We start from the raw sequence: 25,147 nt of genomic DNA, 5'->3' as shown, positions 1-25,147 counted from the left end.
GCATAACCGGGTTTGGAGGCTGCTAACGCCTTTGTTGTTTACATATTAGTCATTCTTCTCTATGCTGTTTTTCTTCGGACTCGGGCAAAGCCGGGTGTCGGCGGCCCTTTTGCCAGGTGTCGCCTGCGCCTACTGCGGCACACCAGATTCGGTGACGGCCACCGTCTTCTCGCGCTACTTTCACGTCTTCTGGATTCCGTTGATTCCCCTGGGCAAATTCAGTCTGACCCATTGCAGCCACTGCAAGCAGACGCTGGAAAAACGGGAAATGCCCGCCGCGTATCAGGCGCCAGTGGCCACCCTGCAAAACAGCGCCAAGCTACCGGTGAGCAATTATCTGGCGCTGATTCTATTAGGCCTGGGCGTGCTCTTTATTATTGGCGTGGGCCTGTTTAGCCGCAAAACCTCCCGAGCCACTGCGTCTGCTGCTCCTGCGGACTCTGCTCCGGCGGCCCCCACTCCGGTGGCAGAAGAGGCCGCCCCAGCCGCGCTGCCCACGGCCGGCGCCGTGTACCTGATGCCCCTGGATGCCGGCCGCTACACCCTGATGCAAGTCGCCAAAGCCACTGCCGACAGCGTTTACTTCCGCATCACCGACCCGCTCACAGGCGGGCCCGGCGCGGCCAAGATAACCAGCGCCCTGCGCGACTCCGTAGCGCCGGCCAACCAGGCCACGGGCTGGAGCAAGCAGCAATGGCAAACCGTGCGGCAGTATAATAAGAAGTTCATGCGGCTTCGGTAACTACCCAGTGCTGGGCTTAGGCGGAGAACAACTGCCTTAGAAGATAATTACCTCTTCCGTTTCGAAATAATACAGCACGCACTGCACCTCGGCGTAGCCCAGCTGCCGAAACAGGCCCGCGTACTGCTGCAGGTTGCGGCGGTGCTGGGTTTCGGGCGGCGGAATCTTGAAGTCGAGCAGCGTAACCCGGCCGGCCAGCGTCCCGGCCTTGAGTTCAAACACGATACGGTCAGGCTTGTAATCCTGCCGCCGGGTGCCGCCCACCAGTATTTCCCGCTCGGTTTCCACGGCTACCGCCGGGCTGAAGTAGGGCGCCAGCTGCGGGTTTTCCACCGTGCGGCGCAGCAGGCTCACCAGCGTCGGCTTTTCCTTGCTGCTCACCAGGCCCTCGGCCACGAGCTGGGCGGCCACGCGCTCCACGTCGGTAGCCACTTCGAGGCGGCGCAGGGCATAGTGCAGCTTGCGGTTCCACTCGCGCTGCACCTGCTGGTCATCGAAGTCGAAAATCGTGTTGGCGTGCCGGCGCAGCCGCAGCCGCTCTTCCCATGGCACGCTGTCCAGGTTGGCCAAGGAATAGGGCTGAGTGGTGGCCTGCCGGGTTTTCAGCGTCGGCACGAGGCCGTGGCTGTTGGCCAGCGTGTAGGCCGTCCGCTCGTCGTTCCACTCGCCGCTGGCCACCAAAAACCGGTGCAGCAGCTCGGCCACGGTTTTGGCCGGCTCGGCGGCTTCCGTCAGTTCCAGCTCTTTGCCGGCTTTAGTGGGCTTGGGCTTGCGGCTGATAACGTAGAGCCGGTGGCGGGGCCGGGTAAAGGCCACGTAGAGCATGTTGAGGCCTTCGAGAAACGTCTTTTCCAGCTCCCCAGTGTATTGCTCAGCCAGGGGAGTGCGCAGCAGCGCCTGCGTCTGGCTGACGACGGCCACCGGCGGCATCTCCGGCACGGGCTTAGCATCGGCCGGCAGCTGGCCCCAGAGCAGCGTGCCGCGGTAGGGCGTCAGGCTCCAGTCGGCGAAGGGCACGATGACCACTCCGTAGGCCAGGCCCTTGGCCTTGTGCACCGTGGTAATGGTAATAGCGTCGCGGCCGGCCGGGGCGTTGATGCTGAGCGAGCTTTTCTTCTGCTCCCAGTAGGCCAGGAAGTTGTTGAGGTTATTGCCGAAGCGCAGGCTGTATTCCAGCGTCAGGTCCAGAAACCGGAACAGGTACTCACTTTCCTCGTTGCGCCCCAGTAGCTCGAAAGTGCCCATCAGTCGCTCGGTCAGCTCGTAGAGGCCCAGGTTGCCGGTTTCCTGCTCCCGCACGTCGTATCCCAGCTCCCGCAGTTCATCGAAAAATCCCTGGGCCTGCTCGGCATTGGCCAGCGTGGCAATGTGGCGGGCCCGGGCCGGGGTAGGCGCCAGCTGCCGCACCACCTTATCAACGAGCAGCAAGGCTTCGGCCCGGGCCAGCGTGTCGGCTGGCTGGTTGAGCACCCGAAACAAGGCTACCAGCAGATTCACCACCTCGGCGAATTCGAGGGACAGCGAATCGGCGGAAATAATGGCGTAGCCGCGCTCCTTCAGAAACTTGGCCACGCGGCGGCTACTGTCGCGGCGGCGGCAGAGCACGGCAATATCCTGGAGCCGAAACCCATCCTGCACGGCCTGCTCCACCAGCTGCAGCGTGAGGTAAAGCGTGCTGGCTTCGTAGTCAAACACTTCCGCGGCGCCCACGCCGGGCAGTATTTCCTCGGTATACGCGCCCGAAACCGGGGCGTAGCGCCGGGCCGGGGCCTCGTCGTCAGTAAAGATCAGCTCGACGTGGCCAGCCTCCCCGCCGGGCGACTGTTGCCCGAAATGCTCATCGTAAATAGCCTGCACCAGCGGCAGCTGCGGGTGGGTGCGGCTCACCTGCCCGAAGAAGTCATTGTTGAAGCCGATGATTTCCGGGGCCGAGCGGTAGTTGGTATTCAGGTGCTCGGCCTGCAAGGCCTGGTCGAGGGTGAAGTAGCGGTCCTGCAGCAGGCCGCGCAGCTCCTCGTCGGCCACGCGTCCGTAGAGGTACTCCGTCTCGTTCTTGTGCAGCCGCAGAATCTGCTCCATTTCCCCGCCCCGCCAGCGGTAAATAGCCTGCTTGGCGTCGCCCACGGCCAACGAGAGGTTGCCGGTCGACACGGCGTTTTCCACCAGCGGCAGCAGGTTGTTCCACTGCAAAACGGAAGTGTCCTGAAACTCGTCGATGAGCAGGTGCACGTACCGCTCGCCCATGCGCTCATACAGAAACGGCACCGGCTCCCGTAGCACGATGCTGGCAATGCGGCGGTTAAACTCGGCAATGAGCACCACGCCCCGCTCCCGGCTAAGCTGGTCCACAGCCTTGCTCAGCTCGCTCAGCAGCGACACGTGAAACAGGTAGGGCAGCATCCCGTTCACTAGAATATAGTCAGAAAGGAGCGTGGCGCGCAGGTTTTCCAGCTCCTGGTAGTAGCGCGTCACTTCCTCCTTCACGGCGTCCACGCGTTGCTTGTCGGCGGCGGTTTTTACCTTGCCGCTGTACCATTTGTCCTGCTCAAACGTGGCCCGCACGTAGCTGTTGGCTTCTTTGTCGGGCAAGAGCCGCTCTTCCCACTTCGTGAAGTAGCCGATGATGCCGTTTTTGCCCTGGTACAAGTCGGCTTCCGTCACGCCAGCCGTTTCCAGGGCCACCAGGGCCTGCAACGCCACCAACTGAAACTTGCCCTCAATAACTTCTTTGCGCTTGCGCAGCGTCTCGTGCAGCCGCCGGTAGTCCTGCAGCGACATTTTCTGTAGCTGCGTCACGGCCTCGTGCACCGGCTCACTCAACAGAAACCGCCCGAACTGCACCAGCTCATCACTCAGGTTGTTCCAGCTGCGGCCTTCGTCGGCCTTGCTCAGGGCGTAGTCGGCCAGGGAGCGGCTGAGCAGCGCCGCATTCGGGTCCCGGTTTACGCGGTCCAGCAGCAGGGCCACCGCGCTTTGCAGCACCGCGTCGCCGTCCAGCTCCACCTCAAACGTGGCCGGCAGGCCCAGCTCCCGCGTGAAAGCCTGCACGATGCGCTGCACGAAGGAGTCGATGGTGCTGACGGCGAAATCGGCGTAGTGGTAGAGCACCAGCCGAAACGTGGCCGCCGCCCGCCGCCGCAATTCCTGCTCCTGTTCCTCGGGCGTTTCGGCGTGGCGCGGCAGCAGCCCATCCTCGGCCAGCTCCCGGGCAATATCGCGCAGCAGCGTATCGTCCTGGTTGGCCTCGGTAGGGTAGGCAAAGCTGCGCAACGCGCTGATAATGCGCTGCTTCATTTCCCCCGCCGCGTCGTTGGTGAAGGTAATGGCCAGGATGCTCTTGAAGTAGCTCGGGTCTTCGGAGCCCAGGGCCAACTTCAGGTATTCCTTGGTCAGCTGGTAGGTTTTGCCGGAGCCGGCAGAAGAGGAATAGATGCGAAACGTGGCGGGCATTGCGGGAGGGAAAGGCGGGGTGCAAGATACTCGATAAGCGTCGGCAAACCGGCTGTAATGCATAGATTGCCGCTGGTTGACCACTATATAGTCAACTCAGAAAATCCCCCTATAACCTTGTAAGTCGCTCTGCTATGAGCCTGTTTATAACCAAGTTTGAATTTGCTGGTCGCCGGCCTTCGCTGGAGGATATTTTAATGAGGGTTTTTGAGAAATACCACATCCACCTAGAGGTGTATCAGGAGCAAACTCCGCAAGTTGGAGTGTCTAATAAACTAACTGAACCTGCGGAACCTGATAGCTATAGAGGGTCACTGGCATACCCAACCATTTGTGACATTACTACCCGTAAGCTTCGGCGCTACGGCTCGGTTAGCTTGTTTACAGGTGAATCTGAGGGTCGTCGCTTGCTCGATATATGGTCTGACCCCTTCGACAGAAGTCGTATTCTACGTAATATGCTATTTGATATTCTGCCAGGTCTTGGAGGAATAGAATACAAGTGGTGGGATAAGAATAAGTAATGAGGTGCAAGTACCTTTAGCAACCAAACTGACTGCCCTGTGCTAGCCTGTGTTTTGTGTTAACGTGTATTTAGTAGACTTACATTTTTTTGGTGTAGTCGATATCATGCGGAACGCAACTTAGTTCGTCAATAATAGCGGCCAAGATTAATACTATGGGTATACATAAAGTTGCATTTGCGTTTGCCGCGCAATTTCCTCCCGGAGAAGAAATCTTGGCAGAAGTATTTAGAAGACACAAAATAGAAATTAGTCTCACCGTCGGTAGGAAACTGAACACTCCTGCTGAAATACCGTCGGCCAATAATGCACCAGATTATTCTTACTTATTAACTCATCCCAAGGACATCGGTGTGAGTTGGCTGAGAAGGTCGCGTTATCGGGCCATTGAACTGCTCAAGATGGAGTACGAAGGCCAAAAGCTACTGTGGCTCGCTACCTCTCCCGGCCAGTCCGACATGATGGAACTAGTTGCCGAAGCTTTGCAAAGCTTGGGTGGGGTAGAAACGTAGGATTAGTACTATAGCTCACCCTACACCACCTCCCGCAGCCGCTGCTCCAGCTCCGGCGTCACCCGTTTGGGCCGCTGCGTAGCGGGCTCCAGCAGCACCCACTGGGTTTCGGCCTCGCAGAGCAGCACCCCATCGGCGGCCCGCTCGATGCGCACGAAGCGCTGCGACTGTGCCCCGCGCACCGTGCCCACCCAGGTGGTGCAGCGCAGCTCCTCGCCCAGAAAGGCGGGCTTGTGGTAGCGCACCCGGTGCTCCAGCACCACCCACATATACTGTTCCCGCTCACTAGCCAGCACCGCTGCCTGCCAGTGCGCCACGGCCGTGTCCTGCACATACTGCACGTACTGCACATTATTTACGTGGTTCAGATCGTCGATATCCGTGGCCACAACGGTGAGGAGGCGGGAAAAGCGGAAGGAAGCGGGAGTGTCGGTCATATAGGGGAGTACGAAGCTAGCTGCTGTGGTACTTATCAGGAAGGAGCCTTATTGCCTCAGGAGTTACATTGATCGGCTAGCTGTGCCTATACTATAGGAGAGGCTACCCAACGAAGGCTATAACTTGTAACTGCGGCGGGGAGTTGCTGCCGGGCGAGTTGGTTTGCTCGCCGTACCCTACTACATTCTACTGCTCCCGAATAGCAAACGTGGCGCAATTCGGCCGCCGGGGTCAGAAATAACGTTCCAAAGGGGCCCGACAACTGCCCAACCTGCTCTGCCAATAACTGCGCTGAGCGACTTCGGATGCCAAGGAAGGTAGTGTAGAGGGCTGCGCTGGCCCGGACTGGCGCCTGCCCGAGCCAGCGCTTTTCAGCTGCGCGTACTCAGCAAAGCTGACGCCGAGCGTAGGAGGTATCAGTAGGGCATAGGCAGGTTTTGCGGGTTTGGTCGGTGCCCGACCGGTTGAGCTGTGCAAAATAATCTTCGAAATTCATCGGCCAATAATGGGCATTTAAAGCCTGGAAAGGGCACTTAATGGGTTTGCAAGGTCGAGCTAACAAAGGTATAAAGGAGAATAAGGCTAACCGTTCCATCTTAAATGCGTACATTTGGTTCAAGTTTAAGATAACGGGCTTCATCTATTCTGCTATTCGTTCTGTAAAGAGCTGCGACAGATTGCATGAACACTTTACTTGAATGACATCCATACTTTACCCACATGCAAACAGGAACAGTAAAATTCTTCAATGACACCAAGGGCTTTGGTTTCATTAAATCCGACGAGTCAGGTCAAGACATCTTCGTTCACGTAAGTGACTTGGTTGACGAGATTCGTGAAAACGACAAAGTGCAATTCGACGTTGCACAAGGTAAAAAAGGCCTGAATGCCGTAAAGGTATCTTTGGTTTAATTACCAACTTACTTCTCGTAAGTGAAACAAAGAAGCCTGCGCAAGCAGGCTTCTTTGCGTTTATACCTACCTAGGCCGCGGTCAGGCAATTACTGCCTACGTTTTTCGGGTGCCGAACTTGTTGTACGGCCCAGCTGTTATCACTAGCCGCCCCGAAGCATGGACACTATTATCCAGCCCGGGAAGGCGAGTTTTCAATTCAATTTGGAATAAGAGTTAGCTAAAATGCCTGCTACGTATCTTTTCTCGCGGGAAATACGTACCTTTGCAGCCGCATTGAGAACGGCCATGTTCCGCGCAGCATAGGCTGCAGTAATCTAATAGGCTGGCCGCCTTCGTCTTCCGTCCGTTGCTTCCGTCGCTTGTCGTTGTTGTTGAGTGGGAGAGGAACGTCGCTGAATAAGCTGTTTTCAGAGCTAGTGTCTCCCATTCCATCAAACAAAGTCATGGAAAAAGTAAAATTTGAAGAGCTGAATCTCTCGGAAGAGATGATGCGCGCCATTTCGGACCTCGGCTACGAAGAAGCATCCCCCATCCAGACGGCCGCTATTCCCGTCCTGCTCGAAGGCAAAGACGTAATTGGCCAGGCCCAAACCGGTACCGGTAAAACCGCCGCGTTCGGCATTCCCGCCATCGAAGGCGTTGACGTGAACAGCAAAGCCGTTCAGGTCCTGATTCTGTGCCCCACGCGTGAGCTGGCCGTGCAGGTTTCGGGTGAAATCCAGAAGCTGGGTAAGTATAAGCGTGGTCTGGCCGTAGTGCCGATCTACGGTGGTCAGAGCTACGACCGTCAGTTCCAGGCCCTGGAGCGCGGCGTACAGATCGTAATTGGTACGCCCGGCCGCGTGATGGACCACCTGGAGCGGGGTACTTTGAAGCTGGATAAGGCTACCAAGATCATCCTCGATGAGGCCGACGAAATGCTCGACATGGGCTTCCGTGAGGACATCGAGATTGTGCTGAGCAAAATGCCCGAGGAACGCCAGACGGTGTTTTTCTCGGCCACGATGAGCAAGCCAATCATGGAGCTCACCAAAAAGTACCAGAAAAATCCGCAGATCGTAAAAGTCAACCACCAGGAGCTGACCGTTACGAACATCGAGCAGATGTACTACGAGGTGCGCAACCCGATGAAGAAGGACGTTTTGTCCCGCATCCTCGACATGTACAACCTCAAGTCAACCATCGTATTCTGCAATACGAAGCGCATGGTCGACGAGTGCGTGGCTGAGTTGCAGGCCCGCGGCTATTTCGCCGACGGCTTGCACGGCGACATGGGCCAGCAGCAGCGCCAGAACACCCTCGATAAATTCCGCAAAGGCACCCTCGAAATCCTGGTAGCTACCGACGTGGCCGCCCGGGGTATCGACGTGGAAAACGTGGAAGCCGTAGTAAACTACGACCTGCCCGCCGACGAGGAATACTACGTACACCGCATCGGCCGTACCGGCCGCGCCGGCAAGCTGGGCAAAGCCTTCACCTTCGTGAGTGGCCGCGACATCTACAAGCTGCGCGACATCATGCGCTTCACCAAGGCTAACATCAAGCAGGAGCGGATTCCGTCCTTCGAAGATGTGTCGGAGGTGAAAACCACGCTGTTCCTGGCTCAGATCAAAGAAATCATTGAGAAGGGCAAGCTGGAGAAATACGTAGCCCGCGTGCAGCGTCTGCTGGATCAGGAAGAGGATATCACGTCGCTCGACGTGGCCGCCGCTCTGCTCCGTATGACGATGAAGGAAGACAAGCAGGCCGAGAAAAGTCTCGAAGCCGGCCGTCAGCAGGGGGCCGTGCGCCCCGGTTTCACGCGCCTGTTCGTAACGATGGGCAAGAAAGACCGGGTGCATCCGCGCGACATCGTGGACCTGATTGCCGAAAACACCGCCCTGACCGGCAGCAAAGTAGGTGATATTGCCCTCTACGACAAGTTCAGCTTTGTGGAAGTGCCTTCGGAGTTTGCCGAGGAAATCACGACCAAGCTGGGCCGCGCTTCGATTCAGGGTCGTCCGGTATCGTTCAACATTGCTACGCCCCGCCAGGAAGGCGATGCGCAGCAGGAAGGCAACACCCGCGGCCCCGGCGGATTCGGCGGTGGCGGTGATGACCGGCCGCGTCGTCCGTTTGGCGAGCGTCGCGAAGGTGGTTACGCGGGCAACCGGGGTGGTGGCAGCTTCGGCGGCAACCGCGAAGGTGGCTTTGGTGGCAACCGGGGTGGCAGCAGCTACGGCGGCGGTTACAAAGGCAACCGTGACGGTGGCAGTTCCTACGGTGGCGGCTACAAAGGCGGTAACCGCGAAGGTGGCAGCAGCTACGGCGGCGGCTACAAAGGCAAGCGTGACGGTGAAGGCGGCGGCTTCCGCGGCGGCAACCGCAGCGAAGGCGGCAGCCCGGCTCCCCGCCCGCGTCAGGACTTCGACGAATAGTTAGAACTGAATTAGCATAAAAAAGGCCCGCTGGAGATTCCAGCGGGCCTTTTTACTTGTCCGGCCAACCCAGAAAGGGTGGCGGGGCATGGCTTACTTCTTGGCCGAAGCGTCACGCAGGTCCCGGATTTCATCGTGGCCTTGCTGCACGCCTTGGTACTGCTTTTCGATAACTGCTTTCAGGCCGGCGGGCAGGTCCTGGGCCTTGAGGGCAGTTTGGTAGGTTTTTTTGGCATAGTCTTCACCCCGCTCGCACTCGGCCAGAATGCTGTGCCGGTCTTTGCTGGTCACAATGCCTTTCAGGTTGATAAAAGCGCGGTGGATGGTGCCGGTAACGGAGCTTTCCTCTTCAGGCTTTAGATCCAGCTTGAACATTTGGTCTTCGAGCTCGGTGATGTAGCTGGCGCGCTGGGCGGCGTACTTCTTGAATATCTCTTTCAGATCCGCGTCCTCGACATCGGTCATTGCCTCGGCGTAGCCTTTCTGGCCATCCTTCAGGGTTTCAATGAGTTCGTTGGCGAGGGCTTGAGTGGCTTTGGCTTCCATGAGAGTGGGTCAGTAAATTTAGGTGTAGTAGAAACGGGAATTGTGTCTCTCTTTACTGACGAGAAGCAGTTAGGGTTGCGGCTAACGGGAATGGCTGGTTGAAATAAATACTATCCGATACTGAAAAAGTAGTATTGGTGGCCTAGGTCCGCACTATTGCATATTACTTACTCATGGCCTGCCCGGCCAGAAAGCCGGTAGTCCAGGCGGCTTGGAAGTTGAAGCCACCGGTGATGCCGTCAATGTCGAGCACCTCGCCGGCGAAGTATAGGCCGGGATGCAGGCGGCTTTCCATCGTCTTCATGTTTACCTCGCCTAGCACGACGCCGCCGCAGGTCACGAATTCTTCCTTGAAAGTAGTTTTGCCCCGCACGGCCAGCGGCATCCGCAGCAGCAGCTCAATCAGGCGGTTCTGCGGTTTGGCCGGCAGCTCACTCCAGCGCGTATCGGCTTCAATGCCGGCCTGCTCAACCAGGGCCCGCCACAGGCGCTGGGGCAGGCCAAAAAGCGGATTGCTCAGCACCACTTTCTTCCCATTCTCATCCCGGAACGTTTGCAGCCACTGGCGCAGCGCTTCTTCCTTATAAGCTGGCACCCAGCTGACCAGGGCTGTGCCGGTGTAGCTGAGTTCGTGCAGGCGCCGGGCGCCCCAGGCTGAAAGCTTGAGCACGGCCGGGCCGCTCACACCCCAGTGCGTTATCAGCAGCGGGCCTTCGTATTCGAGCTTTTCGCCGGCCAAAACTACCCGAGCCAGGGGCACGCTCACGCCCATGAGTTCCTTGAGCGGCGACTCAGGCACGTTGAAGGTAAACAGCGACGGAACCGGCTCGGCAATGGTGTGGCCCAGGGCCCGCAGCCAGTTGTAACCCTCGGTTTTGGGCACGCCGCCCGTGGCCACGAGCAACCGGTGGGCCGTCAGCGTCTGGGCGTGCGTGCCGGTTAGCGTCACCCGAAAACCACCCTCAGGCAGGGCCTCCAGCTGCTCGGCACTGGTACTGAGCAGAATCTGGACGCCGGCCCGGTGGGCGGCCTCCAGCAGGCACTGGGCAATGGTTTCGGAAGAGTCGGTGGTGGGAAACATGCGGCCGTCGGCTTCGGTCTTGAGCGCCACGCCGCGCGCCTGAAACCACTGCACGGTGTGTTGGGCGCCAAACTGCTGGAAAGGCTCCTTCAGCTTTTTGCCGCCCCGCGGGTAATGCTGCACCAGCTGCGCGGCCGAAAAGCAGGCGTGCGTCACGTTGCAGCGCCCCCCGCCCGACACCCGCACTTTGCCGAGCAGCTTGCCGGTTTTCTCAATCAGCAGCACGCGGGCGGCCGGGTTGGCCTCGGCGCAGGCAATGGCTCCAAAAAAACCGGCCGCGCCGCCTCCCAATACTACTACCGTCATTTTACCTGTGTTCACCCGGCAAAGATAACCCACAGACCGGTGCCGAAAACGCCACGCCGCCCAGCCCGCCGTGGTTTAGCAGTAGGCCAAGGCTTCCAACAGGTCGTCGTGCTGAAACTCGTAGCCCAGTACCTGCCGGATCAACGTGCTGTCGATAATTTTGCCCCCCGCCGAATCGGGCTGGAAAGCCGGGGCGGGCAGGCCCAACTGCTGGGCGGCCAGGGGATAAAACTGCCGCCGAACCAGGTGCTGCGCCGCACTGGCATTAAAGGTGTAGCCCCAGGCTTGCTGCTGGATGATGCTGGTAAGTAAGCCGATACAATCGTGAAGGTGAATCAGGTTTACCGGTGCGTCACCGTTCGGTACGTGCTGGCGGCCGGCCAGAAAGCGGCCGGGCGGGCGTTGCGGACCAATCAGACCGCTCAGGCGCACTATGGTGGTTTGCCACTGGCCGTGCGGGGAAGTAAACTGGCCTTCGGCTCGCAGCAGGTCGGAGGCGGCTTCGGCGGAAGCCAGGGCATCGGCTTCCGTCATGCGGCGCGGCTCATCAGGGTACACGCTCGTGGAGCTTACGAATAGTACGTGCTTCACACCGGCCGCCGCCAGGGCGCTGCCCACGGGCCGCAGCAGGGCCGGATAGCCACCGGGGCCGGCTTTGCTGGGCGGAATATTCAGGATTAGCACCTCTACGCCGGTCAGCATCACGCGCAGAGTATCGGCGTCGGTGGCACTGAAATCGGGCCCAAGGCGCAGCAGGTAGGGCGTGATACCGGCGTCGCGCAGAGTAAGCAGTTGCTTGGGAGTGGTGGTAGAGCCAGCCACGGGGTAGCCGGCGGCCACCAGGCTTTGGGCCAGGGGCAGGCCAAGCCAGCCGCAGCCGAGCACGGCAATAGTGGGAAGAGTGGGTGAGGTAGAGGCGGTCATGAGATGCCAAAGGTGGTAAAAAATCCTTCTCCACGTTTTTTATGTGGGCAAAGCCAACAAATACCGTTCTTGCAGCTTTCCCATCCCCGTTTCACTTCCTTCCTTTTTCTATGCCAGCCTACTCACAACCCATGCTCCGCGACAACGCGCTCCAAGGCAAAACCATCGTCGTAACCGGCGGCGGCACCGGCCTGGGCCGCGCTATGACTACGTATTTTCTGCAACTGGGCGCCAATGTAACCATTACCAGCCGCAAGCTGGACGTGCTGGAAAAGACGGCCGACGAGCTGCGCCAGCAAACTGGTGGTAAAGTATTGGCCGTGCAGTGCGACGTGCGCAAGTATGACGAGGTAGAAGCTATGCTGCAGCGCACTATCGATGAGTTTGGCAGCGTCGACGTGCTGCTCAACAACGCGGCTGGCAACTTCATCAGCCCTACGGAGCGCCTCTCGCACAAGGCTTTCGACGTGATTGTGGACATTGTGCTGCGCGGCTCCTATAACTGCACGCTGGCCTTTGGCAAGCGCTGGATTGCCGATAAGAAGCCCGGTACCATTCTCAACATCGTGACGACCTACGCCTCGGTGGGCTCGGCCTACGTGGTGCCTTCGGCCGCCGCCAAAGCCGGTGTGCTGGCCATGACCCGCTCCCTGGCCGTAGAATGGGCCAAGTACGGCATCCGCTCCAATGCCATTGCGCCCGGCCCATTCCCGACGGAAGGTGCCTGGAGTCGCCTGTTTCCGGCCCCGCTGGCCGAAAAGCTCGACCCCGCCGCTTCCGTGCCGCTGAAGCGCGTGGGCGAATATCAGGAGCTGGCCAACCTGGCCGCCTACCTCGTGTCCGACTTCTCAGCCTATGTCAACGGAGAGGTAGTAACCATCGACGGGGGCGAGTGGCTCAACGGCGCGGGTGAATTCAACAAGCTGGAGCTGATTCCGGCCCCAATGTGGGACGAAATCGAGAAGGCCATGCGCGGCAACCGCTAGACGGTATTGCTTGCACAGAACAAGCAAAAAAGCGGCGTTCCTAGGCAGGAACGCCGCTTTTTTGCTTAGTAGTTGCCGGATAGACGCTAAAACTTGTAGTCTTTGTACTCTTTGGTGAATTCAGCGGCGGGAATCGGCTGGTTGGCTATTACCTCCGAGAATTCAAACTTCTCGAACAGGCCTTTGTCGTCATTCACCTGCACTACGGTCGGCAGGAAGGTTTTCTGGTCGACGCAGACGATGGTGCGGCGGCCGTAGCTGTTGGGCACCTGCAGGGTTTTGCCGGCTGGCACGGTTTCATCTACCGCGAGGCCATTGCGCTCCACAATACGGTATTCACCGCAGCCAAACCGGTCGGCAATGCGTGAAATGGACTCGGCCTTGGTAGTTTTGTAGGTTACGTAGCGAAACTGCGGGTAGTCCGAGCGCAGCACGTGGCAGGCGCGGCCGGCCACCGTGGAGTCGCCGGTGTAGCGGAAGCTGCGCTCGTAGGTGCGGTCCTGACGCAGGGGAGAGCCGTGCAGCAGGTCGGCAATGGTGCCGAAGCCCGCGTTGAGCACGCTGTGGTGCTGGTTGCGGCGCATCACCGAGCCTTTCGGGTCCAGATTGAGCGTCACGTAGGGAAACGCGTTGGGGTTAACCCAGGCGTCGCCGTTGTTCTGGCCCGTTACCCACAGTACTTCCACGCCTTTCTGATTCCGCACGTAGATTTTCAGCGGGCTGGCCATGATTTTCATCGTCGAGCGGGCCTGCTGATATTTGCCGTCGAGGCGCTCCTGGGCTTTGACGGTGCAGCGCAGGGTTTTCAGATTTTCGATTGCGCCAGAAAGGCGGCTGATAACGAGTTCGGTAGTAGGCTTATCGGCGGGAGCCGGGGCGGCGGCCATAACGGCGAGCAGGAGAGCCGCAAAAGCCGGAAACCGGAGAATAGAGGTCATGCAGAACGTCGGATAAAGTAGGTCTGAAAAACGCCCTCCGCCAAAACCGCGCCGGAGCTGCGGATAAGGTACTCTAATCTTAATTCAGGCTTATTTTGGGAAAACGCGAGGCCGTGCTGTCGAACACAAAAAGCTCATCGATTTCGACCTGCACGAAGAAACGGTAAAGCGGAAACTGCTCCACCGTGACGCGGATGGCATCTTCGCTGCTGCCATTCATCGTAATCCAGCCTCGGGTGCGGTTGGCACTAATGGCATAGGCTTCCACGATGTTGGCTTCGATGAGCTCATTGATAAGATGCCGGTGCTCCGGAATCAGCGCAATGAACTCTTCATCAAAGGAATCGGGGAAGCGGACGGTAACCACGAACTTAGCCATGCGAAGGAAATAGGGTAGTAGCTAAACGCCGGCCGAAAGGTAAAGTTGGGCTTAATGGGTTGTTAAGGCAACTTTTTGCCGCCGAAACCAGAATAGCCGGGTATGCATTTCGCCCTTATTACCCCCAGCCACAACCGCCGCCAGTATCTGCCCGAAGCCATAGCCAGCGTACAGGCCAGCATCAGCGCCCCGCTCGATTTTTCCCGGGAACACCTTATCTACGAAAACGGCAGCACCGACGGCAGCTCCGAATGGCTGCAGGAAGCCGCTAGCCAGCCTGCACAGGCGCTGCGCTTCTGGAGCCACCCCGAGAAAGTGCGGGCCGGCCTGGCCCGCAACCGCCTTATCGAGCAAACCCAGGCCGACGCCTGGCTCGTGCCCCTCGACGACGACGATATTCTGCTCCAGCGCTGCCTTTACCACTACGCGGCCCTCATCGAGCAGCACCCTCGGCAGCCCTGGTTTGTGGCCGATTTTCTGCGCATGGACCAGGACCGGCGCTACCTGCCCAATGAGGACTACTACGCCTGGCGCTTCGAGACGCCACTGGCCATGCTGCAGGCCATTTTCAAGGCCGAGCACTTCATTCAGGGCAACGTGTGCTACAGCCGCGCGCTGTTCGACAAGGTAGGCGGCTACGACGAAGAGCTGCCGATGGCCGAGGATCTGGATTTGTACGTGCGGTTTTTGCTGGCCGGGCACCTGCCGGTGATTTCGCCCCACATCAGCCACCTGCACCGCTTCCACAGCAGCAACATCAGCATCGGCGTGGACGCCGGCGAGCACGGCGAAGATCTGCGGGTGATTTATGACAAGTATGCCACGCAGCTGCAACAGCTGGGTGTGGAGCGGCCGGGGTAAGCGCAAGGTTTGTAATAGAGTGCCTGTTTGGATACGGCTATAGGTACCAATGCACAATCAGTTCCTGGGGCTTAATACTTGCCGCGGGGCAGCCTGCGACCAGTGCTTGACTTACAGAATCTGTTTCTGCACTCCAGTAGGCTACTTCTGAGTGCAGCGCTTCCTCCCAGATTTGGGCACTAGCAATCGTACTAGCTAGATTCAAGGCAGCCTGAAAAACTGGTTCTGAATTCAGTAAAAGAGAGTCAGATAATTCCCCGCTTTCACGCTGAATTCGGTAAGTTTCTGGGAATACAAGCTTCAGATGACGCATCATTACCCGTCCAAAAGTGGTAGGCGTAAAAATGATAATCCGGTCCGCTACTGCGGGTTCAACTCCTTCTGCAATGAGATACTCATACACACTGTCCTCAGTAGCATCTTCGGTCACGAAGTGAGGAAGGGCCTTCTGAATGACAGAGGTCAGGGCAATATCATTCATATGCTACTTATCGGAAGTATATACCACGCCGCCTTTCACGACCAGCTTCACCTGCCGCAAGGCGGTAATCTGCTGGGTTGGGTCACCGGCGACGGAAACCAGATCGGCAAGCAGCCCGGGCTGAATGCGGCCCCGGTCGAGTAGGTGAAAAAGGCGGGCGTTGCCACTGGTCTGGGCCTGTACCACTTCCAGCGGGGCGAAGCCGTATTCCTGAACCAGTAGCTCGGCTTCGCGGCTGTTGTCGCCGTGAGTGAACACGCCTACGTCGCCGCCGACGACAATAGCAACGCCGCTTTTGCGGGCGGCCTGCACGCTCAGGCGCTTTTGCTGGAGGCGCTCTGGCTCCGGCGTCTGGCCTTTTTTCCAGCCCTGGTACTGCGAAATAGCGTCGCCGGCGGCCACGGTGGGGCACAGGGCCACGCCGCGCTGCTTCATGAGCCGGAAAACTTCGGGGGTCCCCGCGTCGCCGTGCTCAATGGTTTCGACGCCGGCCAGGGCCGCGCGGCGCATGCCCTCGGGCGTCGAGGCATGGGCCACTACGGGGCGACCGGCGCCTTTAGCAGTTTGCACAATAAGGGTCAGCTCTTCCTGCGAAAACGTGGGGCGCGACGGTTCGCCCTTGCCCCAGCGGTAGTCGGCGTACACTTTGATGATATCCGCGCCCCGGCCGATTTGCTCGCGCACGGCCCGCACAATGCCATCCACGCCGTCGGTTTCCTGGGCTCCCTGCGGCACGTCCACATCTACCGAGAGCTTGGGGCCGTAGCTGCCCGTAGCCACCAGCGCCCGGGTAGCCACCAGCAGGCGGGGGCCGGGAATCAGGCCTTGGTCAATAGCCTGCTTGAGACCCACGTCGGCGTAGTCGGCACCTTCGGTGCCCAGGTCGCGGGCGGTGGTGTAGCCGGCCAGCAACGTGGCCCGGGCGTGGGCCGTGGCCCGGGCCACCCGCAGCGCCTGTGATTCGAGCAGCACCTGGTCGTTCCAACTGGTTTCGTTGTAGGGGTGCAGCAGCAGGTGCGAATGGCCTTCGATAAGGCCCGGCAGTAGCGTCTGGCCCGGTAGCTCGATGGTGCGGGCCCCGGCCGGCGTACTGATTTGGGCGGCGGGGCCGGCAGCTTTTATTTTGTCGCCTTCCACCAGCACCGCCCAGCCCGGGTGCATGGTTTCGCCGTCGAAAACGGCGGCAGGGCGCAGCAGGAGTGAGGGAGTAGCCAGTGGGCTGGTAGCTGCTTGCCCATGAGCCTGGGGCATCGCGCCGAGCAAACTCAGGGAAATAAAAAAAGTAGCGCGGCGGAGGCGGATAATGGTATGCAAAAGGCAGGAGGCGGGTAGAATGAGAAGGACCGACAAGGACTATTTATGCTTCGCTATTTTCTCGAAAGCCTTGCGGGTAATGATGGTAAGCTGCTGTTGCGGGGCGTTAAAGAGCGACACATAATCAGGACTTATTACGGTGTGCTGAGGAGCCGGAAAAATCTGCTGATACAACAGCATGGCACAAATATCGGTGGCCGTAATGTAGGGGTGGGCTGGCAGGTGCGAATGGATGCTGCTTTCAACCGTCTGGCCTTCCGGTAGTTCCAGCGCCAGATACGACCTGTGCAGACGCTCTACGCTGCGCACTTGCAGGTCTGGTCCGATTTCCATCATAAAGTCGTTGCCAATAGGCAAAACCCTGCCCTCCTGCGGGCCGGTCAGGACGTAGGCCCTCAGGTGACCCCGGCGCTCTACCAAGGCAATATTAGGTCGGGTGTTTTGTGGAAAGCCGTAGGCCGAGCCCTGCACTTTGTGCTCATAAAGTTCTTCATTGACGTGTTGCCGCACGGTGTATAATTTCTGCTCCGTGGCCGTGGCCGGGCGGCCCGCCAGTAGGTGCCCGCTTTGGGGCTCAATAGTGTTTTTGGCGAAGCTGAAAATAAAACGGGCGTATAGCGGCCCGGCCTGACTGGGCTTCTGGAAGAAGACAGTGCGGACAGAATCCCCCTCGATATAGGACAAATAGCCACCCATGCCGCTCATATCTGGCTTTTGGGCCAGCAGCAGATCGGTGGCTACCCAGGAGGCCCGCTCAGATTGGTACAAGGTCAGCCCTTCCTGCAAAATTTCCTGTTCTACCGCCCGCAGATCAGGTTTCGGGGCCCCGGGCAAGTGGGGCAGGAGTATGCCCAGAGCAATGCCAAATACGTGTTTCATGAATAGAAAAAAATATGCCCGCTGGAAAGTAAGCATTCCAGCGGGCGTATTAGTACAGGCAGCGAAAAACGGCTAGGCCTTTTCTTTCTCTTTTCGCTTCACTTTCATCTTCTTCACTTCCTTGCTGGGCTCGGGCGCGGCCGGACTATTGGGGCCGCCCACCAGCGTCATTTCCTTCACCAGGTGGCCTGCCCCGGCGTATTTATCCACCACAAAAAGCATGTAGCGCACGTCGAGGGTGATGTTGCGCACCCGGTCGGGGTCAAACATGATGTCGCTCATGGTGCCTTCCCAGTTCCGGTCGAAGTTGGTGCCGATTAGCTCGCCGCGGCCGTTGATGACCGGGGAGCCGGAGTTGCCGCCGGTAGTGTGGTTGGTGGCAATAAAGGCCACCGGCACAGTGCCGTTCAGGGCGTATGGGCCGTAGTCCTTCTTGTTGTAGAGCTCCACGAGGCGGGCCGGCACCTCAAAGTCGGGGTTGGTCGGGTCGGCTTTTTCCATGATGCCGTCGAGGGTGGTATAGTAGTCGTACTTCACGCCGTCGGCGGGCTCGTAGGTGGCCACCTGCCCGTAGGCGACGCGCAGGGTCGAGTTGGCATCGGGGTAGAATTTCCGGTCGGTTTGCATCTGGCGCAGGCCGGCCACATAGGTGCGCTGCAGCAGGGCAATCTGGTCGGTGTGGGTGGTGTAGGCCGGCAAAATAGCGGCGCGGTAGTTGGTGATAATGGCGCTGGCCAACTGGGCGGCGGGGTCGTCGGTGAGGGCGCGCACGTTGCCTTTGGCTACTTCATCGAGCACGGCCTGGGCACTGGCCTCAGAGGTGAGCTTCGACTTACTGTAGAGCGAGTTAACGTACGTGGCCCAGCCGGTTTTGCTGGCGTACTGCTTCTGTAGGTTCTTCACGTAGGCGGGCAGCAGGCCGGGCGGGGTGCCTTCGGCGTAGAGGGGCAGCAGGGCTGCGGCCACTTTCTGGTCGGTTGCGGCAGTGTAGTTGCGGAAGAAGCCGGCCACGCCTTTCTTGGCTTTGCCCACGGCCGTTGCCAGCTCTTCGGCCGAGGCTTTTTTCTCAATCATATCGGCCAAAGGCAGCAGGCTGTTGGCGTACGAAACCAGCTCGATACCCAGGGCCACTTCCGTCACGTAGTCGCGGGCCAGGGTGTAGTCGCGCACGGCGCGGTAGTGCTGCTCCAGCTGGGGCAATAGCGGGCCGAAACCGGCTTTCTGGGCTTCGGTGCCATTTTGGGCCCACTGCGTAAACTTGGCTTCCTGCTCCTGCTTGCGGGTCACGGCGTCGAGCTTCTTCAGACCCCTGGTTTCGCCGATCCACTTTTTCCAGTAGTTGGCAATGCCAGCATATTTGGCCGCGTACTGAATCCGGACTTTGTCGGAGGCCTTCATGTCCTGGTCCAGAATGCGCAGCTTGGCGTCGCGCACCTTTATTTTAGCCGGGTTCGAGAGGGAATACACCTCGTCTACGCCCCAGGAAGTCAGGTATTCGTTGGTGCGGCCCGGAAAGCCGAACACCAGCGTAAAGTCGCCGGGCTTGATGCCGCTGAGCGAGATGGGCAGGTGGTGGCGGGGCTTGAAGGGCTTGTTGTCGGGCGAGTAGGCGGCGGGCTTGTTGTCGGGGCCGGCGTAGATGCGGAAGATGCTGAAGTCGCCGGTGTGGCGGGGCCAGGCCCAGTTGTCGGTGTCGCCGCCGAATTTGCCGATGCTGCTCGGCGGCGCCCCCACCAGGCGGATGTCCTGAAACACCTCCGTAACGAACATATAGTATTCGTTACCATTGTAAAAGGGTCGAATAAATGACTGATAGTGCGTGTTTTGCACGGCGGCCTGGGCTACGCGGGCAATGTTGGTCTGCACCAGCTTTTCGCGGTCGGCTTCGGTGATGTTGCTGGTCGGCACGCCGGCCAGAATCTGGCTGGTCACGTCTTCCATGCGCACGATGAACGTGGCCGTCAAGCCCGGGTTTGGCAGTTCCTCGCCCCGGTTCATGGCCCAGTAGCCGTGGGTGAGGTAGTCTTTCTCGACCGATGAGTGCTGCTGAATCTGACCGTAGCCGCAGTGGTGGTTGGTGAGCAGCAGCCCCTGGTCGGAAATGATTTCGCCGGTGCAGCCGCCCCCAAACTGTACTACGGCATCTTTCAGGCTGCCCTGGTTGACGCTGTAAATCTGCTCGGCGGTGAGCTTGAGGCCTTTGCTTTGCATGTCGGCCTCGTTGAGCTGCTTGAGCAGCAACGGCAGCCACATGCCTTCATCGGCGCGGGCGACGGGCAAAAAGGAAAGAAACGTGAGGGCCAGCAGCGCCAGCCGGGCGGTAATGCGCATAGGAGAGGGGTAGATGAGCGGGAAAGGCGGGCCGCCGGGGCGGTCCGGCAAATTTCGTGGTTTTTCGGCAAGGTTAAGCGCCATCTGAAAGTCACTAAAAAAGAAACCCCGACGCGCGGCATCGGGGTTCAGTTACGGAGGCAATACTAAGCGGCGCGCCGCTAGCTCTTTACGAGTGGCCCAGCTCGGCTACAGCTGGCGAGGCCTTGGTCGTGTCAAGGGCTTTGGCAGCGGGCACCAGATCTTTTTCGGCCTCTTCGGCTTCCTCGGCGTGGGTTTCTTCCCAGGTCCGAAACTTGGTAATTTCATCCTGGAAGCTGCCCACAAACCAGCTCATAAGGCTCAGATCATCCAGAAAACCGACTACGGGAATAAAGTCGGGCACCAGGTCGATGGGCGAAAGGGTGTAGAGCAGCACGCCCAGGCCCGAGAGAATCGTCTGGGTTTCAATCTGGCGGTAAGAGCCGCTGACGTAGTTTTTCACCATGCGCACCACGGTCAGCATCACGTCGAGCAGCTGCTTGAACTTGTTGTCGCCGCTTTTTTTGTCGGCCAGCTTATTGGCTACTTCGTTGAGTACCAGCACCACTTTGAACGGGCGGCCCAGCAGGCGGCCGGCGCGGTTGATGAAGACGCTGAACAGCGCGTTTTTGGAAATGGAAAGACCTTTTTCGGCGAGTGACGACATAGGAGAGAGGTTGGAGGAATAATTGCCTCGTGTACGCAGCCGTAGCTCGGGAAGTTGGTTACCTTCGCCCCGATACCAAGCTCCTCCGCCCATGTCAACCACCTCCCGGCCCGTTTCCGGCCAGTATCAGCCCTATTACGACACCTACATCCGCCACATTCCCGAGGAAGCTGATCCGTTGCAGATTCTGGCGGAGCAGCCTGCGCAGCTCACCCAGCTTGTAGGCTCGCTCACCGACGAGCAGGCGCGCTTTGCCTACGCGCCCGGTAAGTGGAGCATCAAGGAAATGCTGGTGCACATGCTGGATACCGAGCGGATTTTCGCCTACCGCGCCCTGCGCTTCTCCCGCAACGACCAAACCGATTTGCCCGGCTTCGAGCAGGACGACTACGTGCCTAACTCCGAAGCCAACAATCGGCCGCTGAGCGACATCTTGCAGGAGTACGCCACGGTGCGGGCTGCCACACTGTCGTTGTTCCACTCGTTTTCGGCCGTCCAGCTGGAGCGCACCGGCAGGGCCAATGGCGGTCCGGCCAGTGTCCGGGCCCTGCTCTTCATCATTCCCGGCCACGAAAGCCACCACCTGAGCATTCTGCGCGAGCGGTATTTGCCCGCGCTGGTTTAGGCTTTTCCGCACAACACCGACGCGCTACCTTGCGTTAGGAACCTGTAAGTCCATTTTCTTACCCAAACCATTCTGCATCATGGCTAAAGCACAAGACGCCCGCAAAGAGAAAAAAAAGGAGCCGGCCAAAACCACCAAAGAGAAAAAGGCCGCCAAAGACGAAAAGAAAAAAGCTAAGAACAGCAGCAGCGAGTAGTTATTTGCGCTGCCTATAGTGAATGAAAAATCCCCGCCGTCTTCAGGTAGACGGCGGGGATTTTTCGTGTCGTAGATAATCAGACCAAAAAACGTCTGGGGCGACATAATCTAACCTCCGGTTCTACAGCGTGTAATACGGCTCCTTTTCCTTGTCGTGGTGCCGGATGTAGCCGTGCAGCACCAGCTTAATCAGCGTCTGGTAGGCCCGCCGTTTGCCCAGGTTGCCGAGCCGCATATACTGACCCAGCGTGATGCGCGGGTGTTTGCGCAGGTACTCCAGTACCGCTAGCTCGTGTCGGTTGAGGGGGATTTTCTCGAACTGCTGCGGCTCCTGCCGCTCCAGCACCTTTTCCGTCAGGCTGCTGGTTTGCACGCTCTCATCCCGCACGCGCACGTAGCCCCGCCAGTCGCCCTCGGCTACCTGGGCCCGGTGGGGCTTTCGGCTGCTTTCGGCCACCGTCACCACCAGCACTGTGTGATTGTCTTCCTCTATTTCCTTGAAAGTCAGTTCAATCGGCGGGTCAATGTATTGCTCGGCGGCCAGACGCAGCACGTATTTTTCCTCCTCCGCGTCGCGCACGCCCACAATGCGGCCGTCATCATCGACGCCCACCAGTACCCGGCCGCCGTGCGTATTGGCCAGGGAAGCCAGTGTGCGGGAAATGCGGGTTGGGTGGGTGGTTTTCTTCTTGAATTCCAGCCGCTCACCTTCGCCGTGCTTTATCAGTTCCTGTAATTCCGACATGGGTATGGTTCGGCTAGTGATACGGAAACTCCCTGCTTGTTTTGAATCAGTGGTTCTACGTGCATTGATACAACCGCGCTACTCCAGCCCGGTTTCCTCCGCCGAAATGCGCCACAGCCGGCTGGCCTCTGCGCGGTTTTGGGCCGTGGCCGAAGTTCGGGCGGGTTTGTTGCGCTTGAAATAGCGGCCACTTACGGCGGCCACCTTCGGGTCGGTAGCCAGAAAGATGCTGGTTTGCGCCCCGACTTCCGCCGTAACCATTAGAGGCCGGGCCAGCAGCCACATCAGCTTTAACAGCCGCGAGCTGCCCGGATTCACCAGCCCCGTGTCCACGATGCCGGGGTGCAGGCAGTTGGCCGTAATGCCGGTCAGCTCCAGACGGTGGGCCAGCTCATTGGTAAACAAAATGTTGGCCAGCTTCGAGTCGCAATAAGCCGTGAAGGAGCTGTATTTGTCCTGGGCATTGCGAAAATTCTGGGCCGGCTCAATCTCGCCCAGCCAGTGAGCCTCCGAAGCTACGGTAATAATACGGGCCCTACCAGCCGCCTCTAGCAGGGGTAGCAGCAGGTTGGTCAGCAGAAACGGGGCCAGGTGGTTGGTTACCCAACTCAGTTCGTGGCCTTCACTGGTAATGGTGAGTGGGCCGGGCATGATACCGGCATTGTTGATGAGCACATCGAGCTTCTGGTAACGACGGGCAATTTCGGCGGCCAGCACCCGCACGTCGGCCAGCAAGGAAAGGTCGCAGAGCAGAACGTCTGGCTCACTCGTGGGGCTTACTTCCTGAATCAGGGCTTTGGTGTGGGCGGCGCGCTCGGGGTTGCGGCACACCAGCACCAAGTGGGCCCCGCGCCGGGCCAGCTCCCGCGCCGTAATCTGCCCGATACCGCCGGATGCGCCGGTAATAAGAATCGTTTGCCCATCAAGTCGGTGAGTATCAGTAAGCGTAGCCATGCGGGCAGGGGAGAAGCCAGGAAAAAAGCCCACTACAACTGGCGGAAAGTAGCGGGCCGGTAGCTAAACGATAAAAGGATACCGGGAAGTTTTACTTTTTATTGGAACCGGATTGGAAAGGCCGGTAGTATATACACACAAAAACGGAAGCCGAAGTCCCGTGCGAGGCTTCAGCTTCCGTTTCGTGCAGTTAGCAGGCTTCTGCCCGACTAGCTTTCCTTAGAAAGGCAGGTCGTTGTCGTCGTCGCCGGCAATGGGCGCGGCGGGAGCAGCCCGCAGGTTGGGGTTCTGATTTTGAGCCGGAGCAGCCGCGCGGGGAGCAGCTTGCTGGTTGTAGCCACCACCGCCGGCGGGAGCACCGCCACCCGTGCCAGCTTCGATGCGCCAAGCTTCCAGGTTGGTGAAGTACAGCATCTGACCGTTTTTGTTGAAACCGCGGCCACGCAGGTTGAAGGTAACTTTCACCTCGTCACCTACTTTGTAAGAGTCGATGAGGGCGGTTTTATCTTGAACCAACTGGAACTTGATATGCTCAGGGTACTGGCCATCCTGAACTTCCAGCACAAATTCGCGCTTGCGGAATTTCTCACTCACCTGCTGTTCGTCAAAAATCTCGTGCAGGCGGCCGGTAGCGTCGTAAGCCATAAAAAAAATAGTTAAGTGGGGAAATCGGTCCTTCAAACGTACGAAAAAAAACGCGGTATGGCTACCGAAGCCGCCCAAAATCCGGACCGTTGAGCTGCGTATCTTTGCCTTTCGATCTTGCCCTCAGTCCTCTAAATACTCCTTCCTCCCATGGATTTTCCCTTCGCCTTAGCCTTGCACGGTGGTGCCGGTACCATCTCCCGCACCCTGATGACGGCCGAGGCCGAGCAGAAGTATCGACTAGCGCTGCAGGCCGCTCTGGAAACCGGCTACGACGTGCTGCGCCACGGCGGCGCGGCCCTCGACGCAGTGCAAACCGCCGTCATCAGCCTCGAGGATTGCCCCTTGTTCAATGCCGGGCGCGGTGCGGTATTCACCCACGAAGGCCACCATGAGATGGATGCGTCGCTGATGGACGGCCGCGACCGGGCCGCCGGCGCCGTAACGGGTGCCCGCCACATTCAGAACCCGATTCGGGCTGCCCGGCTGGTCATGGAGAAAACCGAGCACGTACTGCTGGCCTACCCCGGCAATGAGGAACTGGCCCGCGAATATGGCCTGGCCATGCAGCCCGCCGAATACTTTTTCACCCAGCACCGCTACGACCAGCTCCAGGAAGCCTTGACCGAAGGCCGGATGCGTCTCGATCATAGCCAAGCCAAAGTCCCGCTGGCCGAGCCCGCCGCTTTCGTCGATGAAGATCCGAAGAAAAAGATGGGCACCGTAGGCGCTGTGGCCCGCGACCAGCACGGCAACCTGGCCGCCGCCACCAGCACCGGCGGCATGACCAACAAGCGCTACTCCCGCATCGGCGACTCGCCCATCATCGGGGCGGGCACCTTTGCCGACAACCGCACCTGCGCCATCAGCTGCACCGGGCACGGCGAGTTTTTCCTGCGGGCCATGGTGGCCCACGATATTGCCTGCCTGATGGAATACCGCAGCCTGAGTTTAGCTGAAGCCTGCCGCATCGTGGTACACGATAAGCTAGCGCCCGTTGGGGGCGAAGGGGGCTTGGTGGCCATCGACGGCACCGGCCAGATTGCGCTGCCCTTCAACTCCGACGGGATGTACCGCGCCAGCCTCAGCTCCAAGGGTTCCCTCTACGTGGGTATTTACAAAGACTAGGCGAACCCGCTCGCCGGCCCGCACAAAAACGGCGGAAAAAAGGCAGGTCTGCCCTGCTTCATTTCACCGGATTTTTGCCACCATATATATAAGGAGTAGAAACAACGCATTCTGGCTTCTCTAAATCTCAAACGACAACG

24 protein-coding genes are annotated in these 25,147 nt (G+C 59.1%); 9 read left to right on the top strand and 15 right to left on the bottom strand.

The window, feature by feature from the left end:
• The first annotated feature begins 61 nt into the window (after positions 1-61).
• Positions 62-742: a zinc ribbon domain-containing protein gene (locus LGH74_RS23145; protein ID WP_226180251.1), complete on the top strand. Its 681-nt coding sequence runs from the start codon at positions 62-64 to the stop codon at positions 740-742.
• 36 nt (positions 743-778) lie between these two features.
• Here LGH74_RS23145 and LGH74_RS23140 read toward each other — a convergent pair whose 3' ends face one another.
• Positions 779-4,192 (bottom strand): UvrD-helicase domain-containing protein, encoded by a 3,414-nt coding sequence (locus LGH74_RS23140; protein WP_226180249.1) that lies wholly within the window; start codon positions 4,190-4,192, stop codon positions 779-781.
• A 134-nt stretch (positions 4,193-4,326) separates the two neighbouring features.
• On the opposite strand from LGH74_RS23140, the gene LGH74_RS23135 reads away from it, so the two are divergent.
• Together LGH74_RS23135 and LGH74_RS23130 are read left to right on the top strand one after the other, a co-directional pair.
• Complete coding sequence (locus LGH74_RS23135; protein WP_226180247.1) at positions 4,327-4,716, top strand: hypothetical protein; 390 nt, start codon at positions 4,327-4,329, stop codon at positions 4,714-4,716.
• Between the two features lie 155 nt (positions 4,717-4,871).
• Positions 4,872-5,228, top strand: coding sequence for a hypothetical protein (locus LGH74_RS23130; RefSeq protein WP_226180245.1), 357 nt, complete (start codon positions 4,872-4,874; stop codon positions 5,226-5,228).
• A 20-nt stretch (positions 5,229-5,248) separates the two neighbouring features.
• On the opposite strand, the gene LGH74_RS23125 is transcribed toward LGH74_RS23130, so the two are convergent.
• A complete protein-coding gene (locus tag LGH74_RS23125) occupies positions 5,249-5,665 on the bottom strand; it encodes an acyl-CoA thioesterase (protein ID WP_226180243.1) in 417 nt (138 codons plus the stop codon).
• A 721-nt stretch (positions 5,666-6,386) separates the two neighbouring features.
• Here LGH74_RS23125 and LGH74_RS23120 point away from each other — a divergent pair.
• Positions 6,387-6,578, top strand: a complete 192-nt coding sequence (locus LGH74_RS23120; RefSeq protein WP_135497546.1) for a cold-shock protein — start codon at positions 6,387-6,389, stop codon at positions 6,576-6,578.
• A 446-nt stretch (positions 6,579-7,024) separates the two neighbouring features.
• The gene (locus LGH74_RS23115) at positions 7,025-8,998 is read left to right on the top strand and encodes a DEAD/DEAH box helicase (protein WP_226180241.1); all 1,974 of its coding nucleotides are present in this window, start codon (positions 7,025-7,027) and stop codon (positions 8,996-8,998) included.
• A gap of 93 nt (positions 8,999-9,091) precedes the next feature.
• Here the strand turns inward: LGH74_RS23115 and LGH74_RS23110 are convergent, their stop codons facing one another.
• The 3 genes from LGH74_RS23110 to LGH74_RS23100 form a co-directional block, all read right to left on the bottom strand.
• Complete coding sequence (locus tag LGH74_RS23110; protein WP_226180239.1) at positions 9,092-9,544, bottom strand: PA2169 family four-helix-bundle protein; 453 nt, start codon at positions 9,542-9,544, stop codon at positions 9,092-9,094.
• Positions 9,545-9,707: 163 nt separating this feature from the next.
• Positions 9,708-10,931 (bottom strand): BaiN/RdsA family NAD(P)/FAD-dependent oxidoreductase, encoded by a 1,224-nt coding sequence (locus tag LGH74_RS23105; protein ID WP_226180296.1) that lies wholly within the window; start codon positions 10,929-10,931, stop codon positions 9,708-9,710.
• 75 nt (positions 10,932-11,006) lie between these two features.
• Positions 11,007-11,855: a Rossmann-fold NAD(P)-binding domain-containing protein gene (locus LGH74_RS23100; protein WP_226180237.1), complete on the bottom strand. Its 849-nt coding sequence runs from the start codon at positions 11,853-11,855 to the stop codon at positions 11,007-11,009.
• Between the two features lie 131 nt (positions 11,856-11,986).
• On the opposite strand from LGH74_RS23100, the gene LGH74_RS23095 reads away from it, so the two are divergent.
• Positions 11,987-12,841, top strand: a complete 855-nt coding sequence (locus LGH74_RS23095) for an SDR family oxidoreductase (RefSeq protein WP_226180235.1) — start codon at positions 11,987-11,989, stop codon at positions 12,839-12,841.
• An 86-nt stretch (positions 12,842-12,927) separates the two neighbouring features.
• Here LGH74_RS23095 and LGH74_RS23090 read toward each other — a convergent pair whose 3' ends face one another.
• Positions 12,928-13,779 (bottom strand): LysM peptidoglycan-binding domain-containing protein, encoded by an 852-nt coding sequence (locus LGH74_RS23090; protein ID WP_226180233.1) that lies wholly within the window; start codon positions 13,777-13,779, stop codon positions 12,928-12,930.
• A 79-nt stretch (positions 13,780-13,858) separates the two neighbouring features.
• Positions 13,859-14,158 carry a hypothetical protein gene (locus tag LGH74_RS23085; RefSeq protein WP_226180231.1) on the bottom strand — a complete coding sequence of 100 codons (300 nt, stop codon included), beginning with the start codon at positions 14,156-14,158 and terminating at the stop codon, positions 13,859-13,861.
• Between the two features lie 102 nt (positions 14,159-14,260).
• Between LGH74_RS23085 and LGH74_RS23080 the strand changes: the two genes are divergently transcribed.
• A complete protein-coding gene (locus tag LGH74_RS23080; protein WP_226180229.1) occupies positions 14,261-15,019 on the top strand; it encodes a glycosyltransferase family 2 protein in 759 nt (252 codons plus the stop codon).
• A 37-nt stretch (positions 15,020-15,056) separates the two neighbouring features.
• On the opposite strand, the gene LGH74_RS23075 is transcribed toward LGH74_RS23080, so the two are convergent.
• From LGH74_RS23075 to LGH74_RS23055, 5 genes are all read right to left on the bottom strand, one after another.
• Positions 15,057-15,500, bottom strand: a complete 444-nt coding sequence (locus tag LGH74_RS23075) for a hypothetical protein (RefSeq protein WP_226180227.1) — start codon at positions 15,498-15,500, stop codon at positions 15,057-15,059.
• 3 nt (positions 15,501-15,503) lie between these two features.
• Positions 15,504-16,751 (bottom strand): metal-dependent hydrolase family protein, encoded by a 1,248-nt coding sequence (locus LGH74_RS23070; RefSeq protein ID WP_226180294.1) that lies wholly within the window; start codon positions 16,749-16,751, stop codon positions 15,504-15,506.
• 102 nt (positions 16,752-16,853) lie between these two features.
• Complete coding sequence (locus LGH74_RS23065) at positions 16,854-17,693, bottom strand: hypothetical protein (protein ID WP_226180225.1); 840 nt, start codon at positions 17,691-17,693, stop codon at positions 16,854-16,856.
• A 72-nt stretch (positions 17,694-17,765) separates the two neighbouring features.
• Positions 17,766-20,024 (bottom strand): S46 family peptidase, encoded by a 2,259-nt coding sequence (locus LGH74_RS23060; protein WP_226180223.1) that lies wholly within the window; start codon positions 20,022-20,024, stop codon positions 17,766-17,768.
• Positions 20,025-20,193: 169 nt separating this feature from the next.
• Positions 20,194-20,712 carry a YkvA family protein gene (locus tag LGH74_RS23055; RefSeq protein ID WP_226180221.1) on the bottom strand — a complete coding sequence of 173 codons (519 nt, stop codon included), beginning with the start codon at positions 20,710-20,712 and terminating at the stop codon, positions 20,194-20,196.
• 91 nt (positions 20,713-20,803) lie between these two features.
• On the opposite strand from LGH74_RS23055, the gene LGH74_RS23050 reads away from it, so the two are divergent.
• The gene (locus LGH74_RS23050) at positions 20,804-21,337 is read left to right on the top strand and encodes a DinB family protein (RefSeq protein WP_226180220.1); all 534 of its coding nucleotides are present in this window, start codon (positions 20,804-20,806) and stop codon (positions 21,335-21,337) included.
• A gap of 319 nt (positions 21,338-21,656) precedes the next feature.
• Here the strand turns inward: LGH74_RS23050 and LGH74_RS23045 are convergent, their stop codons facing one another.
• From LGH74_RS23045 to LGH74_RS23035, 3 genes are all read right to left on the bottom strand, one after another.
• Positions 21,657-22,280 (bottom strand): ATP-binding protein, encoded by a 624-nt coding sequence (locus tag LGH74_RS23045; RefSeq protein WP_226180218.1) that lies wholly within the window; start codon positions 22,278-22,280, stop codon positions 21,657-21,659.
• Between the two features lie 78 nt (positions 22,281-22,358).
• Positions 22,359-23,234, bottom strand: a complete 876-nt coding sequence (locus LGH74_RS23040) for an SDR family oxidoreductase (RefSeq protein ID WP_226180216.1) — start codon at positions 23,232-23,234, stop codon at positions 22,359-22,361.
• A gap of 219 nt (positions 23,235-23,453) precedes the next feature.
• Entirely contained in the window at positions 23,454-23,879 is a 426-nt protein-coding gene (locus LGH74_RS23035) for a DUF3127 domain-containing protein (RefSeq protein WP_226180213.1), read from the bottom strand.
• Between the two features lie 150 nt (positions 23,880-24,029).
• Here LGH74_RS23035 and LGH74_RS23030 point away from each other — a divergent pair, with 150 nt between their 5' ends.
• A complete protein-coding gene (locus LGH74_RS23030) occupies positions 24,030-25,007 on the top strand; it encodes an isoaspartyl peptidase/L-asparaginase family protein (protein ID WP_226180212.1) in 978 nt (325 codons plus the stop codon).
• The last annotated feature ends 140 nt before the right edge of the window (positions 25,008-25,147 follow it).

This window comes from Hymenobacter lucidus (assembly GCF_020447265.1).
GTDB lineage: Bacteria > Bacteroidota > Bacteroidia > Cytophagales > Hymenobacteraceae > Hymenobacter > Hymenobacter lucidus.
This window is presented reverse-complemented; position numbering and strand designations above follow the sequence as displayed.

What these genes read in the sequence shown, in the direction of transcription:
- LGH74_RS23145 (WP_226180251.1), top strand. Translation starts at nt 62, where the DNA reads ATGCTGTTTTTCTTCGGACTCGGGCAAAGCCGGGTGTCGGCGGCCCTT.
- LGH74_RS23140 (WP_226180249.1), bottom strand. Translation starts at nt 4,192, where the DNA reads ATGCCCGCCACGTTTCGCATCTATTCCTCTTCTGCCGGCTCCGGCAAA.
- LGH74_RS23135 (WP_226180247.1), top strand. Translation starts at nt 4,327, where the DNA reads ATGAGCCTGTTTATAACCAAGTTTGAATTTGCTGGTCGCCGGCCTTCG.
- LGH74_RS23130 (WP_226180245.1), top strand. Translation starts at nt 4,872, where the DNA reads ATGGGTATACATAAAGTTGCATTTGCGTTTGCCGCGCAATTTCCTCCC.
- LGH74_RS23125 (WP_226180243.1), bottom strand. Translation starts at nt 5,665, where the DNA reads ATGACCGACACTCCCGCTTCCTTCCGCTTTTCCCGCCTCCTCACCGTT.
- LGH74_RS23120 (WP_135497546.1), top strand. Translation starts at nt 6,387, where the DNA reads ATGCAAACAGGAACAGTAAAATTCTTCAATGACACCAAGGGCTTTGGT.
- LGH74_RS23115 (WP_226180241.1), top strand. Translation starts at nt 7,025, where the DNA reads ATGGAAAAAGTAAAATTTGAAGAGCTGAATCTCTCGGAAGAGATGATG.
- LGH74_RS23110 (WP_226180239.1), bottom strand. Translation starts at nt 9,544, where the DNA reads ATGGAAGCCAAAGCCACTCAAGCCCTCGCCAACGAACTCATTGAAACC.
- LGH74_RS23105 (WP_226180296.1), bottom strand. Translation starts at nt 10,931, where the DNA reads ATGACGGTAGTAGTATTGGGAGGCGGCGCGGCCGGTTTTTTTGGAGCC.
- LGH74_RS23100 (WP_226180237.1), bottom strand. Translation starts at nt 11,855, where the DNA reads ATGACCGCCTCTACCTCACCCACTCTTCCCACTATTGCCGTGCTCGGC.
- LGH74_RS23095 (WP_226180235.1), top strand. Translation starts at nt 11,987, where the DNA reads ATGCTCCGCGACAACGCGCTCCAAGGCAAAACCATCGTCGTAACCGGC.
- LGH74_RS23090 (WP_226180233.1), bottom strand. Translation starts at nt 13,779, where the DNA reads ATGACCTCTATTCTCCGGTTTCCGGCTTTTGCGGCTCTCCTGCTCGCC.
- LGH74_RS23085 (WP_226180231.1), bottom strand. Translation starts at nt 14,158, where the DNA reads ATGGCTAAGTTCGTGGTTACCGTCCGCTTCCCCGATTCCTTTGATGAA.
- LGH74_RS23080 (WP_226180229.1), top strand. Translation starts at nt 14,261, where the DNA reads ATGCATTTCGCCCTTATTACCCCCAGCCACAACCGCCGCCAGTATCTG.
- LGH74_RS23075 (WP_226180227.1), bottom strand. Translation starts at nt 15,500, where the DNA reads ATGAATGATATTGCCCTGACCTCTGTCATTCAGAAGGCCCTTCCTCAC.
- LGH74_RS23070 (WP_226180294.1), bottom strand. Translation starts at nt 16,751, where the DNA reads ATGCCCCAGGCTCATGGGCAAGCAGCTACCAGCCCACTGGCTACTCCC.
- LGH74_RS23065 (WP_226180225.1), bottom strand. Translation starts at nt 17,693, where the DNA reads ATGAAACACGTATTTGGCATTGCTCTGGGCATACTCCTGCCCCACTTG.
- LGH74_RS23060 (WP_226180223.1), bottom strand. Translation starts at nt 20,024, where the DNA reads ATGCGCATTACCGCCCGGCTGGCGCTGCTGGCCCTCACGTTTCTTTCC.
- LGH74_RS23055 (WP_226180221.1), bottom strand. Translation starts at nt 20,712, where the DNA reads ATGTCGTCACTCGCCGAAAAAGGTCTTTCCATTTCCAAAAACGCGCTG.
- LGH74_RS23050 (WP_226180220.1), top strand. Translation starts at nt 20,804, where the DNA reads ATGTCAACCACCTCCCGGCCCGTTTCCGGCCAGTATCAGCCCTATTAC.
- LGH74_RS23045 (WP_226180218.1), bottom strand. Translation starts at nt 22,280, where the DNA reads ATGTCGGAATTACAGGAACTGATAAAGCACGGCGAAGGTGAGCGGCTG.
- LGH74_RS23040 (WP_226180216.1), bottom strand. Translation starts at nt 23,234, where the DNA reads ATGGCTACGCTTACTGATACTCACCGACTTGATGGGCAAACGATTCTT.
- LGH74_RS23035 (WP_226180213.1), bottom strand. Translation starts at nt 23,879, where the DNA reads ATGGCTTACGACGCTACCGGCCGCCTGCACGAGATTTTTGACGAACAG.
- LGH74_RS23030 (WP_226180212.1), top strand. Translation starts at nt 24,030, where the DNA reads ATGGATTTTCCCTTCGCCTTAGCCTTGCACGGTGGTGCCGGTACCATC.